The organism is Haemophilus parainfluenzae (assembly GCF_014931275.1).
In the GTDB taxonomy this organism is placed as follows: domain Bacteria; phylum Pseudomonadota; class Gammaproteobacteria; order Enterobacterales; family Pasteurellaceae; genus Haemophilus_D.
The window spans coordinates 1,801,956-1,817,528 of record NZ_CP063110.1; the positions used below are offsets into that span (position 1 = coordinate 1,801,956).

Consider the following 15,573-nt stretch of genomic DNA (forward strand, 5'->3'; position numbering starts at 1 on the left):
AAGAATATGAGCAATATTAACTACGAAGGCATCGAGCAGATGCCACTTCGCACCTTTACAGAAAAGGCTTACCTTAATTATTCAATGTACGTCATTATGGATCGTGCATTGCCTTTTATTGGCGATGGCTTAAAGCCCGTTCAACGTCGTATTGTCTATGCGATGTCTGAACTGGGTTTAAATGCCGCGGCAAAATTTAAAAAATCCGCACGTACCGTCGGTGATGTGTTAGGTAAATTCCATCCACATGGTGACTCCGCTTGTTATGAAGCCATGGTATTAATGGCACAACCCTTTTCTTATCGCTATCCTTTGGTAGATGGTCAAGGAAACTGGGGGGCGCCAGATGATCCTAAATCATTCGCGGCAATGCGTTATACAGAATCTCGCCTGTCCAAAATTTCTGAAATTCTATTAACTGAATTAGGTCAAGGCACTGTTGATTTCCAACCAAACTTTGATGGCACTTTAGAAGAACCACAATATTTACCTGCGCGTTTACCTCATATTCTGTTAAACGGTACTACCGGGATTGCCGTCGGAATGGCAACAGATATTCCTCCACACAATATTAATGAAGTAGCAGATGCAGCTGTGATGCTATTAGATAATCCAAAAGCAGGATTAGATGATGTGCTCAATATCATTCAAGGCCCTGATTTCCCAACTGAAGCGGAAATTATTTCCCCTAAAGATGATATTCGCAAAATGTATGAAACCGGTCGTGGCTCTATTAAGATGCGCGCAACATGGCATAAAGAAGATGGTGAAATCATCATTAGCGCACTTCCTCATCAATCTTCACCATCAAAAATCATTGCACAAATTGCTGAGCAAATGACCGCGAAAAAATTGCCAATGGTGGAAGATATTCGTGATGAAGCAGATTACGAAAATCCTGTGCGTATCGTGCTTGTACCACGTTCAAATCGCGTTGACACAGATGCCTTGATGGCGCATTTATTTGCGACGACTGATCTTGAAAAAAGCTATCGTGTGAATATGAATATGATCGGGCTTGATCATAAACCAGCCGTAAAAGGCTTACTTCAAGTTCTCACTGAGTGGCTGACATTCCGTCGCACAACAGTAACACGTCGTTTACAACATCGTTTAGATAAGGTACTCGCTCGTTTACATATTTTAGATGGTTTGATGATTGCCTTCCTCAATATTGACGAAGTGATTGAGATTATTCGTACTGAAGATGAACCAAAACAAGTTTTAATGGCTCGCTTTAACTTAAGTGATGAACAGACAGAAGCCATTTTAAACTTACGTTTACGCCATTTAGCTAAATTAGAAGAACATCAATTACAAGCTGAAAAAGATAAACTTGAAGAAGAGCGGTCAAATTTAGAGTTAATTTTAGGATCTGAACGTCGCTTAAATACCCTGATTAAAAAAGAAATTCAAGAAGATGCGAAAAAATACGCCAGCCCTAGAATGTCTCAATTAGTTGAGCGTGAAGAAGCGAAAGCTATTTCTGAAAGTGAAATGACTCCAGCTGAACCAGTTACGGTCATCTTATCTGAAATGGGCTGGGTACGATGTGCAAAAGGTCATGACATTGATCCGGAAGGATTAAGCTACAAAGCAGGCGATAAATATCTCTCTCACGCTTGCGGTAAAAGCAATCAACCAGTGATCTTTATTGATAGTACTGGTCGTAGCTATGCTTTAGATCCATTAAGCTTGCCTTCTGCGCGTTCCCAAGGTGAACCGCTCACCGGTAAACTTACATTACCGGCTGGTGCGACCATTGAACAGGTTATTATGGAAACTGAAAAACAAGAATTATTGATGGCATCAGATGCAGGATATGGTTTTATTTGCAAATTTGAAGATTTAATTGCACGTAATAAAGCAGGAAAAGCCTTGATTTCTTTGCCAGAAAATGCGAAAGTCTTGAAACCTGAGACACTTTCCGAGTCGACCTCACTTCTTGTGTCCCTCACTTCAGCGGGTCGAATGCTGATTTTTCCGGTACGGGATTTACCGGTATTATCAAAAGGGAAAGGCAACAAAATCATCAGTATTCCAGCAACGAATGCAAAAGCGCGGTCAGAATTATTGGTGAAATTGTTCTTAATTTCAGAACAAGCCAGCCTTGAGTTCCATTCCGGCAAACGAAAAATCACATTAAAACCGGAAGATCTGCAAAAATTCCGTGCGGAACGCGGCAGAAAAGGCTCTCAATTACCACGTGGATTACATAGCAATGTTGATATTGTGGTAGTTGAACCCGAACACAACTCATAAGAATTCTCGAAACCAAACTAAATAGGAGGATATTTCGTGAATATTGTTTTTGATACCTATCAAACTCTTGCTTTAGCAAGCTTTGTATTATTACTTGGTTATTTTCTAGTAAAACGTATTCGCGTTTTACAAACATTCAATATCCCTGAACCTGTTGTTGGCGGCTTTATTGTGGCTATTGCATTAACCATTTTATACAAAGTAAATGGCACTTCATTCACTTTTGAGAAAAGCTTACAAACATCTATGATGTTGGTATTCTTCTCCTCTATCGGTTTAAGTGCAAACTTTGCTCGCTTAATTAAAGGCGGAAAACCATTAGTTATCTTCCTATTGGCGGCAGCAATACTCATTGTTTGCCAAAATATCATCGGTATTTTAGGTACTCAATTATTAGGCATTGATCCTGCTTACGGCTTACTTGCTGGTTCAGTTACCCTAACCGGTGGTCATGGTACAGGTGCGGCATGGGCAGAAACATTCACTAAAGAATTTAATCTACCGGCTGCGACAGAAATCGCCATGGCGTGTGCTACATTCGGTTTAGTCTTTGGTGGTATCTTAGGTGGTCCAGTATCTCGTTATTTATTAAATCATCAAAAACAAGGTGAGAATCCAGAGAATGATGAAGTAGATGACGTACAAGAAGCATTTGAGCACCCAACTTATAAACGTAAAGTGAATGCGCGCTCAATCATTGAAACCATCGCGATGCTTTCTTTATGTTTACTCATCGGTCAATATTTAGATGGCTTAACAAAAGGTACACACATTCAATTACCAACATTCGTATGGTGTTTGTTTACAGGTGTAATCATTCGTAACAGCTTAACTCACTTATTCAAATTCCAAGTGGCTGATTCAGCGATTGATGTATTAGGTAGCGTAGGTTTATCTATCTTCTTAGCGATTGCTTTAATGTCTCTCAAACTTTGGGAATTAGCGGGTCTTGCAACAGATGTATTAGTTATCTTAGCGGTTCAAGTGGTCTTCATGGCTTTCTTCGCTATCTACGTCACATACCGCATGATGGGCAAAGATTATGATGCGATTGTATTAAGTGCGGGTCACTGTGGTTTCGGTCTCGGCGCAACACCAACTGCCGTTGCTAACATGCAAGCGATTACCAGTCGTTTCGGACCATCTCACAAAGCATTCTTAATCGTACCAATGGTAGGGGCATTCTTTATCGACTTATTAAATGCCGGTATCTTAAAAATGTTCTTAAACGTTGTTGAAGCGCTTCACTAATAAAACGTGAAAAAGAAAGGCTGACATTTTGTCAGCCTTTTTACTTTGCAAACCCATTATGCTAAATATTCTAAAAATTCCCCTACGGTGTGGAAAGATCCAAATACCAGCACAATGTCATTTTTATCTGCATTTTTAACCGCACTTTGCACACCTTCAACTACAGAATCTTCAGAAACACTTCTTGCTGATGGGTAAACTGATGTTAATTTTGCATTTAAGTCATCACCCGATTGACCACGGCAACCGCCTAATGTTACACAATGCCATTGGTCAATAACGGAAATAAGTTGGGTAAACACCGACTCGGCATCTTTATCTTTTAACATTCCGCAAACGGCAATAATGCGACCTGATATTTGTGCTTTAAGTGCGGCCAATTTCTCGGCTAAATATTTTGCTGCATGAGGATTATGCCCAACATCGATGATCACTTTTGGCAACTGTGAATAGGATACATCCAAGCGTTCTGCCAATTTTTCTAATTGATTACCTTTCAATTGTTGGAAACGACCCACTAATTCCACTTCAATTAATGAACGTTTAATGGTATCGACAGAAATATCAAAAGGCATCTGTTCAACAGCAGCCAAAGCTGTTGCCGCATTAGCTAATGGAATTTGGCAAAACGGCAGATTTTCTAACCGCACTTTATTGCTCTGCCACATCCAAGTTTGCTCATTGGCTTTAAACGACCAAGTGACATCTCGGCGTGAAACGTGGCAATGTAATTTCTCCGCTTGTTCTAGCATTGGTTGCGGAACATTGGGTTCGCCAATTACAACCGGTTTATTCGCGCGGAAAATCCCCGCTTTTTCAAAGCCAATTTCTTCGCGAGTTGAACCTAGAAAATCTATATGATCAATATCAATACTGGTGATAACCGCCAGATCATTATCGACAATATTGGTTGCATCTAAGCGTCCACCAAGCCCTACTTCTAAAATCACGACATCAAGCTTCGCTTGTTTGAATAAATGCAAAGCTGATAAGGTGCTAAATTCAAAATAAGTGAGGGACTGCGTTTTATACTTTTCGATGAAATCAAAAGAAGCGGTATGCATTTCATCTGGTAAGTCTTGATTTTGAATACGAACACGTTCGTTATAACGCAATAAATGAGGTGAGGAATACACACCCACACGCAAACCGTGATTTAACAAAATAGTTTCAAGCAAACGACAAGTCGTGCCTTTGCCATTTGTCCCCCCCACCGTGATCACATAAGGTGCGGGATTCAAAAGGTCCAATTCTTCTGCCACGGATTTAATGCGTTCTAGCCCTAAATCAATAGCTTTAAAGTGACTGTTTTCCAAATAAGAAAGCCACTCAGCGAGTGGCGAAGTGGCTTTTAAATTTATTGTATTACTCATGTTCAACAACTTCTACTTCAACAAAAGGTGAAGGTTGATTGGTGAGTTTGCTTAAAAGGTTTCCAAGGGTTGAACGCATTTCTGAACGCTTCACGATCATATCAATCGCCCCTTTCTCGAGTAAGAATTCACTACGTTGGAAGCCTTCTGGTAATTTTTCACGTACGGTTTGTTCGATAACACGTGGGCCCGCAAAACCGATTAATGCTTTTGGCTCAGCAATGTTTACATCACCTAACATCGCAAAACTTGCAGATACCCCACCTAATGTTGGGTCAGTTAATACAGAAATAAACGGTACGCCTTTTTCACGCATTTTTGCTAATACTGCACTGGTTTTTGCCATTTGCATTAAGGAGAAAAGTGCTTCTTGCATACGTGCACCACCACTTGCAGAGAAACAAACAAACGGACAATTTAACTCCATTGCTTTTTCTGCCGCTTTTACAAATTTTGAACCCACAACAGAGCCCATTGAACCGCCCATGAAACTAAAGTTAGATGCGGCAACAACTACAGGCATGTTGTAAAGTGTACCCGTCATTGTGATTAACGCATCTTTTTCACCGGTTTCTTTTTGTGCAGCAGTAATACGATCTTTATATTTTTTTAAATCTTTAAATTTAAGAATATCTTTTGGTTCTAAATCAGCCGACAATTCTTGGCTTGAACCCTCATCTAATAAAGCTAAAAGGCGCTCACGAGCATCAATGCGCATATGATGGCCGCATTTTGGGCAAACATGTAAATTACGTTTTACTTCTTCGCCGTAAAGGACTTGTTCGCAAGAGGTACATTTTGTCCAAACCCCTTCTGGCACGTTTGCTTTACGTGATGTAGCGGAAGAGGTTCCTTTGCTAAAAATTTTATCAATCCAGCTCATTTTTTACCTTTTTTATTAACTAGAAAAGTTTGCGTATTTAATCATAATTTAGCGAAATTTGCTAGTCAGATGAGATTATCTTCTAAAAACAACGGCCCTAAATTTTTCTGTGGAATCGCAAATTTTTCAGGGTAAATGACATTCACTAAATATAAGCCTTCAGGTTTCGCTGTTGGAGCAGCTAATTTACGATCTTTTTGCTCTAACAACCATTTCATCCACTCAACAGGTTGATTGCCTGCGCCGACTTCTATCAAGCTTCCCACAATATTGCGTACCATATGATGCACAAAAGCATTGGCTTGAATATCCACAATAATGTACTGCCCTTTTCGCACCACATTTAAATGATGCACATTTCGCCAAGGGGTATTCGATTGGCATTGTGCTGCGCGGAAAGAGGAAAAATCATTTTCGCCCAATAAAAACTGCCCCGCTTGGTGCATTTTCTTTTCGTCCAAATCTAAATGGCAATGGGTAATTCCTTCTGGCAAAATGGCTGAACGTAATTTATTACAATATAAAATATAACGATAACGACGCGCGGTTGCCGAGAAACGAGCATGAAATTCATCATCCACCACTTTTGCCCAACTCACTGAAATATCATCAGGCAAATTCGCATTGGTACCAAATGCCCAAGCTTTTTCAGGACGAACTGCTGTGGTTTCAAAATGCACGACTTGTCCTGTGCCATGTACTCCAGAGTCTGTTCTGCCCGCACAAAACACTTCAATTTTTTCATTTGCCACAAAAGATAACGCTTTTTCTAATTCTTCTTGCACACTGCGTACTTTCTCTTGTCGCTGCCAGCCACAATACTGTTTTCCGTTATATTCAATGCCTAAGGCTATCTTCATTGGAAAATACTCCTAAAACGATTTCAAATTTGACCGCACTTTGCCCGAAAAGAAAAAACACCAATAACTCATCATTATTGGTGTTCTTATCACAAGCTAAAAATTAAGCACGTTTGAAGTCAATGTGAACCAATTTTGGTTTGAATGGGTGACGTTGCATTGCTTGAACTTTCACTGCAACTTCTTTACCTTCAACCACTAAAGTGATTACATCGCTATAGAAAGAATCGTGAGCTTGTGCGTTGTTTAATTCATCGTGATTTAAGATGATTGAAACAGGTGCTTCGCTGCCACCATAAATGATTGCAGGGATTTGACCGTTGTGACGCAGGCGGCGGCTCGCACCCTTACCTTGCGCTTGACGAACTTCAGCGTTAAATTTAAATGCCATTTTAATGTTCTCTTGATTAAAAGTTTAAAATAAAAAATTGCAGGCGACCCAGCAATTTTCCTAAATTTGCTCAAAGACAAACTTTGAGAGCGACGGATTATAAAATATTCAGCCCCACAATGCAAATTTACTCAGCAAATTTTTTCTAGGCTTTTCAAGGCAAAGCGATTAAAATAAGCCCCAATTTTTAATTAATTTTAACTAACTGATTGTAAGTGGGTTTCAAATGGAATTTCTTATCAGCTTTTTTACCGATTACGGTTATTGGGCGGTGCTATTTGTTCTTATTATTTGTGGCTTTGGTGTACCCATTCCAGAAGATATCACGCTCGTATCCGGTGGCGTAATTGCTGGTCTTTATCCTGAAAGTGTCAATTCCCATTTAATGTTATTAGTCAGTATGATTGGTGTGCTTGCTGGTGACTCTTGTATGTATTGGCTTGGTCGCATTTACGGCACCCGAATTCTTCGTTTCCGCCCAATGCGCAAAGTACTCACCTTACAACGCTTAAAAATGGTGCGTGAAAAATTTGCCCAATACGGCAACCGTGTTTTATTTGTGGCTCGTTTCCTTCCAGGATTACGCGCGCCAATTTATATGGTTTCTGGTATTACCCGCCGCGTCAGTTACACACGCTTTGTATTAATTGATTTCTGTGCGGCTATTATTTCCGTACCAATTTGGGTTTATCTTGGCGAATTAGGCGCTAAAAACTTAGATTGGTTACACGAACAAATTCAAAAAGGTCAGCTTGTAATTTACATCCTTGTTGGTGCATTAGCGGTTTTCTTATTCTGGAAATGGAAAAAAGCGAAGAAATCTAAAGTTAACTAATCTCATACAATCCAATAAAAAGTGCGGTAAAAAACAACATCATTTTCTACCGCACTTTTTTTTCATTCCAACTAAGCTTTAGCTGCTAAATATCGTTCCACTGTATCCACAATCGCTTGAGTTTGTGGATCGATTTCGATATTCACTAAATCACCAATTTGGCGTTTGCCGATCAAGGTTCTATGTAAAGTTTCAGGGATTAAATTCACGCAGAATTCATCGTCTTTCACTTCACCAATAGTAAGGCTGATGCCATCAATCGCGATAAATCCTTTGGTAAGAATATATTTCATCACGTCTTTAGTAGGTAATTTAAACCAAACCTGACGATTATTGTCGCTTTCAATAATTTGTGAAACGCTTGCGGTACAATAAACATGGCCAGATAAAATATGCCCACCAATTTCTGCGCCCATTTGCATTGCGCGTTCGATATTGACAAAATCCCCTGCGTTTAAGTTGCCAAGATTGGTGATACGCAAGGTTTCTTGCATTAAGTCAAAGCTCACAAGATCGTCATGAATTTCAGTCACCGTCAAGCACACGCCATTATTTGCCACTGATGCACCGATTTCTAGACCTTTTCGCATTTCAGCTGGTAATTTTACGATCTGTGTTCTAAAATTATCGCTATCTTTAATTGCATGAATTTGGGCGATGCCCTGTACAATACCTGTAAACATTATTATTCCTTCATTAAAAATTTTTCCAATATTATAGCAATAATTTATGAATTCTCGTCTTTTTTCTCAATACCGTATTGATATTCAAAAACTTATCCGAATTGCGACACCAATTGGGCTTGCCCAGTTAGCTCAAACTGGCATGGGCACCGTGGATGTGATTATGGCTGGGCGTGTGAGCTCGGCTGATGTAGGCGGTGTCGGTATTGGAGCCTCCATTTGGCTACCTTTGGTACTTTTCGGGCAAGGATTATTACTCGCCTTGCCACCAACAATTTCCTATTTAAATGGTTCAGGACAACGCCATCGCATTGCTCACCAAGTGAGACAAGGCCTTTGGATTTCATTTTTAGTGATGATACCCCTTGCACTCATCATCTATCATAATGATTTCATATTGCAGTTTATGAATATGGATGCCCACATGGCAGATGTGACGATGAATTATTTGCGTGCGATGGTGTGGGGCTTGCCTGCCTATTTATTGCTGATTAATTTCCGCTGTTTGAATGATGGCATTGCTAAGACCAAACCGGCCATGGTGATTACCTTCATGGGGTTAATGCTGAATATTCCGCTGAATTATATGTTTATTTACGGCAAATTTGGTGCACCTGCACTGGGCGGTGTCGGTTGTGGTGTAGCAACAGCTATTGTCAACTGGGCGATGGCAATCTTGATGATTACCTATTCTGCCAAAAACTATAACGAACGTAGTTTGAAAGTCTTTGAAAAGATTATTGAAAAGCCTAACATCAAAACACTGAAAAAATTGACCGCACTTGGTTTACCTATTGCCATTGCGCTGTGCAGTGAAGTGTCACTGTTTGCATTAAGTAGTTTATTACTTTCCCCATTAGGTGCGGATGTGGTCGCCAGCCACCAAATTGCCTTAAATACCAGTGCTGTAGCCTTTATGTTCCCCATGTCTATTGCGATGTCTGCAACCATTTTAGTAGCGCAAGAGCTTGGTAATCACGCGCCACAAAAAGCCAAAATCATGGCTCACGCGGCTATTATTCTTGGCTTGATTGCGGCAAGTGTATTGGCATTGGTGATTTGGGTATTTAGTGCAGAGATTGCCGCATTAATTGTTGGTGATAATGCCACCGTTATTGCTCTTTCAGGCAGCTTATTAGCGATGGCAGCGATTTATCAATTTTCAGATTCAGTACAAGTCGTTGTGAGCGGTATTTTACGTGGCTATAAAGACACTAAAATTATCCTTTATATTACGTTACTTGCTTATTGGGGCGTAGGTATCCCCGTTGGGTATATTCTTTCCCGCACAGATTGGATTGTTCCAAGCATCGGCGCAAAAGGTTTCTGGGTAGCGTTTATCATTGCCTTAACCATTGCTGCTGCTTTACTCTTTATGCGTATGCGAAAAATCCAATCACAACCAGATGAAGCCATTATTCAACAGTTAGAAAGATTGAAATAGTTAAGGTAAAAAGTGCGGTCGAATTTGACCGCACTTTTATCTTTTACATCACCACCACATCAAACTGTTCTTGGTTGTAGTACTGCTCTGTTTTGACTTGAACCTGTTTGCTGATGAACATTTCGATCTCTGGCAATAAACCGTGCGATTCTTCTTTGATTAAGTAATCCGCCACAGCTGGAGAGGCATAAACCACAAATTGTTCGCTCGAGAATAAGTGGTTAACGCGAATGATCTCACGCATAATTTCATAACATACCGTTTCGACCGTTTTCACGCGTCCACGACCTTGGCAGGTTGGACATTCATCACACAATACGTGTTCTAAACTTTCTCGTGTGCGCTTACGTGTCATTTCCACTAAACCAAGTTGAGTGAAACCATTTACATTGGTTTTTACGCGATCTTTCGATAGGGCCTCTTCCAAGGATTCAATCACGCGATTGCGATGCTCATCGGTTTGCATATCAATAAAATCAATAATGATAATACCGCCTAAATTACGCAGTTGTAGCTGCTGTGCAATGGCTTTAGTTGCTTCAATATTGGTGTTAAAAATGGTTTCATCTAAATTTCGATGTCCAACGAAAGCGCCAGTATTAATATCAATGGTCGTCATGGCTTCGGTTTGCTCAATAATGAGATAGCCGCCTGATTTTAAATTCACGCGTTTCTCAAGCGCATTTTGAATGCCTCGTTCTACACCATAAATATCAAAAATCGGCTGATTGCCCGTATAAAGCATTAATTTTTCACTTAACTCAGGCATAAATTCATCGGTAAATTCTTTCACTTCGTTAAAACAAAGTTTGGAATCGATATGAATTTTCTCTAAATTGGAGCCGATAAAATCACGCAGAATACGTTGTGGCAATGCGGGTTCACCATAAATTTTAGAACGCGTTGGATATTTGCCTTTACGCTCAAGCACTTTACGCCATAAACGTTTTAAAAATTCAGCATCTTGGCGTAACTCTTCTTCCGTTGCACCTTCAGTAGCGGTTCGAATAATAAAGCCACCTAACTCATCACAAAAAGGTTCAACTAACGCTTTTAATCTTGCGCGTTCTTCTTCGCTTTCAATACGTTGCGATACACCAACATGGCTATTTTCTGGCATAAAGACGAGATAACGAGAAGGCAATGTAATATCTGTGGTTAATCTTGCACCTTTGGTGCCCAAAGGATCTTTTACCACTTGGACTACGATATCTTGCCCTTCGCGTACGAGTTCAGAAATGCTTTTTGCTCGGAATTGCTTTTGCTCGTTCACATCCACACATTCGGTATGTGAAACAATATCGGAAGCATGTAAAAATGCAGCTTTTTCTAAACCGATATCCACAAATGCGGACTGCATCCCCGGTAAAACACGGGTTACTCGCCCTTTATAGATATTCCCCACGATGCCACGTTTGGCTTGGCGTTCAATATGAACTTCTTTTAAAACGCCCGTTTCCACCAACGCAACGCGGGTTTCATTGGGCGTAACATTCATTAATAATTCAACAGAATTCATTTTTTCGACCTTAGTTTTAATGGTATAAGTCTATCGAAAAGGAAAATAGAATAATAGACCCAAATAAGGTAAAATGTGACCTTTCTCAAATTTTCATGACTTTTTTTGGGGTAGTTAATGTTTGGTTTAGACCCAACACTTATTACTTTTAGTATTTATATTTTCGGCATGATTTTAATCGGTGTCCTTGCCTATTATTATACGAACAACCTATCCGATTATATTTTAGGCGGCCGTAAACTCGGTAGTTTTGTAACCGCCATGTCTGCGGGTGCATCTGATATGTCTGGCTGGTTATTAATGGGCTTGCCAGGTGCGGTATATGTATCTGGTTTAGTAGAAGGTTGGATCGCCATTGGTTTAATTCTCGGCGCTTATTTTAACTGGTTACTCGTGGCTGGCCGTTTACGGATTTATACCGAATTTAACAACAATGCACTCACATTACCGGAATATTTCCATCATCGTTTTGGTACATCACACAATCTCTTAAAAATTGTGTCTGCGACAATCATCTTGGCATTCTTCACTATTTATTGTGCTTCAGGTGTGGTTGCGGGTGCTAAATTATTCCAAAACCTATTTTCTGTCGAATACTCTACGGCAATTTGGTACGGTGCATTAGCAACCATTATTTATACCTTTATCGGTGGATTTTTAGCGGTGAGTTGGACTGATACCATTCAAGCTACTTTGATGATTTTTGCCTTAATTTTAACGCCACTCTTCATCTTTTTAAGTTTGGGCGATACATCACAATTTACTGAAGTACTCCATCAAGCTGAAATCGCAGCGAATAAAGATTTCACCGATTTATTCACGGCGACCACACCATTAGGTTTATTAAGTTTAGCCGCTTGGGGCTTAGGTTATTTCGGTCAGCCACATATTCTTGCTCGCTTTATGGCGGCTTATTCGGTAAAATCATTAATCAAAGCACGCCGTATTAGTATGACATGGATGGTGATTTGCCTCGCAGGTGCGATTGGTATTGGCTTCTTCGGTATCCCTTATTTCTTTGCGAATCCTGGGGTTGCGAGCGTAGTAAATAATGAACCAGAACAAGTATTTATTGAACTGGCTAAATTGCTCTTTAATCCATGGATTGCCGGTATTCTACTGTCTGCAATTTTAGCGGCTGTGATGAGTACACTTTCTGCACAATTATTAATTTCTTCAAGCTCTATCACTGAAGATTTTTATAAAGGGTTTATTCGTCCAAAAGCGTCAGAAAAAGAATTAGTATGGTTAGGCCGTGCGATGGTTTTAGTTATTGCCGCTATCGCCATTTGGATTGCTCAAGATGAAAAAAGCAAAGTATTAAAACTCGTTGAATTTGCGTGGGCAGGATTTGGTTCAGCATTTGGTCCTGTGGTGCTTTTCTCCTTATTCTGGAAACGTATGACTTCTTCTGCAGCTTTAATTGGAATGATTGTGGGGGCTACCGTCGTATTTTCTTGGAAATATGTGATTCCTAAAACCAGTGAGTGGTTTAACGTCTATGAAATGCTCCCAGGTTTTACGCTTGCTAGCCTTGCAATTATTGTGGTTTCTCTCCTTTCTGCCGAACCAGAAAATGAAGTTAAAGAAACCTTTGAGAAAGCCGAAAAAGCCTATAAGGAAGCAAAATAATGATTGATTTTCGTCCTTTTTATCAACAAATTGCCACTACCAATTTATCTGCTTGGCTAGAAACGTTGCCTTTGCAGTTAAAAGAATGGGAAAAACAAACCCATGGTGATTATGCAAAATGGTCAAAAATCGTAGATTTTCTCCCTGATTTGCAGGCAGATACTATTGATTTAAAAAATACGGTGAAATCTGACCGCACTTCCCCACTTTCAGAGGGTGAAAAACAACGCATTATCCATCATTTGAAGCAATTGATGCCGTGGCGAAAAGGACCTTATCATTTATTTGATATTCACGTGGATTGCGAATGGCGTTCTGATTTCAAATGGGATCGTGTTTTGCCTCATCTTGCGCCATTAAAGGATCGTACCATTTTAGATGTAGGCTGCGGTAGCGGTTACCATATGTGGCGAATGGTTGGTGAAGGTGCAAAAATGGTGGTGGGTATTGATCCAACCGAACTTTTCCTTTGCCAATTTGAAGCGGTTCGAAAATTACTAAATAACGATCGTCGAGCAAACTTAATCCCGTTAGGTATTGAAGAAATGCAACCACTTGCGGCATTTGATACCGTATTCTCAATGGGCGTACTCTATCACCGTAAATCACCGCTCGATCATCTCACTCAACTAAAAAATCAATTAGTAAAAGGTGGCGAGCTCGTCTTAGAAACCTTAGTGGTTGATGGCGATGTCAATACGGTATTAGTGCCTTCAGATCGCTATGCAAAAATGAAAAATGTGTATTTTATTCCTTCCGTTGCTGCACTCATCAATTGGTTGGAAAAAGTCGGCTTTACTAATGTGCGTTGTGTGGATGTCGCCACCACAACATTAGAAGAACAACGTAAAACTGATTGGTTAGAAAATGAAAGTTTGATTGATTTCTTAGATCCAAATGATCACAGTAAAACCATCGAAGGCTATCAAGCCCCAACTCGCGCAGTGATTTTAGCCAATAAATAATTGCTTAAATAAAAGAGCGGTCAAAAAATCCTATGTTTTTTTGACCGCTCTTTGCTTTTCTATTTAAGGCTGTTACTCTAAGCAATGATAAAGATAAATGTACTAGGAAATGACATGGTAAGCGAAAATTTTTCAAATTTTGATGCTTTTTTAGCATGTAAAAATTTATCAAAGACAGAGTTATTGAACAAAGTACTAAATTCTAATTCGGTTTTTCAATATGAAGCCGCCCGAAAACTACAATTTTTTCAGTATAATGAAATTAGAGATATAATTAAGGATATTCTTTTAGCCAGTCGATATAGCCGACACAGAGAAATTGCAGTTTTTATCTTGGGGCAAATACAGGTACAGCTTAATGATGTTGAACTAAATGAGATTTTATCTATATTAGTTTATTCTATTTGTCATGATAAAAGTATAAGTGTAAAGTCATCAGCAATATTTTCCTTGGGGCATCTATTTCGACATTATAATTTAGGAGAAAAAGCGTTTTACGAAATAGAAAAGGATATTAACTTAATTTGGGATATAAACAGATATTCTATCATTTTAGCTGTTGCATTTAGTTCTGCATACTTCCCCCACAGAAACTATATAAAAAAACACCTAATAAAAAACTTAAATAGCAAAAAATCAAAAGTTATTTCATGGATTTTATATTCATTAAGAGAAAAAAAACACTATAAATCAAAATCAATTGAGCTATTATTAATTAACAGACTAAATCAAACCAATATAAATTCTTACATATATAATGAGATAATTGCATTCTTGATTTCAATTAACTCTGTGAAAGTTATACCTTATATTGAAAACATGCTATTAACTCAAAATAGAGTTGACAATGAAATTTATCTAGCACTTAAAAATAATTCATCAAAAAATCTTACAAAATTAAGAAAAATGATGCTAGAAAAATTTGAATAATCATTAATTAGTTGTGACCTCAACAAACTATCAAAATTACGAATAGCATTTACATTAAAACGATGAGTAAAGCAGGATTTATCCTACTTTGACCTGATTAGATAATTTAGAGAACAATTATGAATGACGATTTAACAAAACTTTTTTTAAAATATCAAGATCACCCAACTTTTTTCAGTTACTCGCCTATTACTTCTGTACATGATTTAGGATGCATGGGGGAAACATTATTAAACTTAGCAGTTAACTCTCAAAATAAAAAAGATGTTATCTTATTAATAGAAAATGGCGCAAACGTGAATCAACAAGGTGAGCTGAACTTTACTCCGATTCAAAATGCCTGTTTTTATGGAAATCTTGATATTATTGAAGTTCTTTTAGAGAATGGCGCCAAGCCAAACATAAAAAATGAATTCGGATATGATGCGTACCATTATGCAACAGAAGAACATCATGATAAAAAAAGATCTAAGGAAATAATGAGCTTACTAAAAAGTTATAAATATTATAGATAGCATTAAACTCAATATTAAACGGAGACTGTC

14 protein-coding genes are annotated in these 15,573 nt (G+C 38.9%); 8 read left to right on the plus strand and 6 right to left on the minus strand.

The genetic code is table 11. From position 1 onward, the window contains the following. Positions 1–6 precede the first annotated feature (6 nt). Both parC and gltS read left to right on the plus strand, forming a co-directional pair. Positions 7–2,262, plus strand: a complete 2,256-nt coding sequence (parC, locus tag INQ00_RS08715) for a DNA topoisomerase IV subunit A (RefSeq protein ID WP_197546804.1) — start codon at positions 7–9, stop codon at positions 2,260–2,262. Between the two features lie 36 nt (positions 2,263–2,298). Then, positions 2,299–3,513: a sodium/glutamate symporter gene (gene gltS, locus INQ00_RS08720; RefSeq protein ID WP_197546805.1), complete on the plus strand. Its 1,215-nt coding sequence runs from the start codon at positions 2,299–2,301 to the stop codon at positions 3,511–3,513. 56 nt (positions 3,514–3,569) lie between these two features. Here gltS and folC read toward each other — a convergent pair whose 3' ends face one another. The 4 genes from folC to rplY all read right to left on the minus strand — a co-directional run bounded on the left by folC (position 3,570) and on the right by rplY (position 7,020). Then, complete coding sequence (gene folC, locus INQ00_RS08725) at positions 3,570–4,874, minus strand: bifunctional tetrahydrofolate synthase/dihydrofolate synthase (RefSeq protein ID WP_197547525.1); 1,305 nt, start codon at positions 4,872–4,874, stop codon at positions 3,570–3,572. Between the two features lie 4 nt (positions 4,875–4,878). Continuing rightward, the gene (gene accD / locus INQ00_RS08730) at positions 4,879–5,769 is read right to left on the minus strand and encodes an acetyl-CoA carboxylase, carboxyltransferase subunit beta (protein ID WP_197546806.1); all 891 of its coding nucleotides are present in this window, start codon (positions 5,767–5,769) and stop codon (positions 4,879–4,881) included. A 65-nt stretch (positions 5,770–5,834) separates the two neighbouring features. Continuing rightward, a complete protein-coding gene (gene truA / locus INQ00_RS08735; RefSeq protein WP_049356504.1) occupies positions 5,835–6,629 on the minus strand; it encodes a tRNA pseudouridine(38-40) synthase TruA in 795 nt (264 codons plus the stop codon). Positions 6,630–6,732: 103 nt separating this feature from the next. Further along, on the minus strand, positions 6,733–7,020 hold the full coding sequence (rplY, locus tag INQ00_RS08740) for a 50S ribosomal protein L25 (protein WP_005698823.1): 288 nt from the start codon (positions 7,018–7,020) through the stop codon (positions 6,733–6,735). 226 nt (positions 7,021–7,246) lie between these two features. Here rplY and INQ00_RS08745 point away from each other — a divergent pair, with 226 nt between their 5' ends. Then, positions 7,247–7,855: a DedA family protein gene (locus tag INQ00_RS08745; RefSeq protein WP_070775497.1), complete on the plus strand. Its 609-nt coding sequence runs from the start codon at positions 7,247–7,249 to the stop codon at positions 7,853–7,855. A 71-nt stretch (positions 7,856–7,926) separates the two neighbouring features. Here the strand turns inward: INQ00_RS08745 and INQ00_RS08750 are convergent, their stop codons facing one another. Next, positions 7,927–8,538: a riboflavin synthase subunit alpha gene (locus tag INQ00_RS08750; RefSeq protein WP_197546807.1), complete on the minus strand. Its 612-nt coding sequence runs from the start codon at positions 8,536–8,538 to the stop codon at positions 7,927–7,929. Positions 8,539–8,584: 46 nt separating this feature from the next. Between INQ00_RS08750 and INQ00_RS08755 the strand changes: the two genes are divergently transcribed. Beyond that, complete coding sequence (locus INQ00_RS08755) at positions 8,585–9,982, plus strand: MATE family efflux transporter (protein ID WP_197546808.1); 1,398 nt, start codon at positions 8,585–8,587, stop codon at positions 9,980–9,982. A gap of 43 nt (positions 9,983–10,025) precedes the next feature. On the opposite strand, the gene rng is transcribed toward INQ00_RS08755, so the two are convergent. Then, positions 10,026–11,501, minus strand: coding sequence for a ribonuclease G (rng, locus tag INQ00_RS08760; RefSeq protein ID WP_197546809.1), 1,476 nt, complete (start codon positions 11,499–11,501; stop codon positions 10,026–10,028). Between the two features lie 117 nt (positions 11,502–11,618). Between rng and putP the strand changes: the two genes are divergently transcribed. From putP to INQ00_RS08780, 4 genes are all read left to right on the plus strand, one after another. Continuing rightward, the gene (gene putP / locus INQ00_RS08765; protein ID WP_197546810.1) at positions 11,619–13,133 is read left to right on the plus strand and encodes a sodium/proline symporter PutP; all 1,515 of its coding nucleotides are present in this window, start codon (positions 11,619–11,621) and stop codon (positions 13,131–13,133) included. After that, positions 13,133–14,098, plus strand: a complete 966-nt coding sequence (cmoB, locus tag INQ00_RS08770; protein ID WP_197546811.1) for a tRNA 5-methoxyuridine(34)/uridine 5-oxyacetic acid(34) synthase CmoB — start codon at positions 13,133–13,135, stop codon at positions 14,096–14,098. Before putP ends, cmoB begins: the two co-directional genes overlap by 1 nt. 114 nt (positions 14,099–14,212) lie before the next feature. Next, a complete protein-coding gene (locus tag INQ00_RS08775; protein ID WP_197546812.1) occupies positions 14,213–15,028 on the plus strand; it encodes a hypothetical protein in 816 nt (271 codons plus the stop codon). 119 nt (positions 15,029–15,147) lie between these two features. Further along, complete coding sequence (locus INQ00_RS08780) at positions 15,148–15,543, plus strand: ankyrin repeat domain-containing protein (protein ID WP_232086600.1); 396 nt, start codon at positions 15,148–15,150, stop codon at positions 15,541–15,543. The last annotated feature ends 30 nt before the right edge of the window (positions 15,544–15,573 follow it).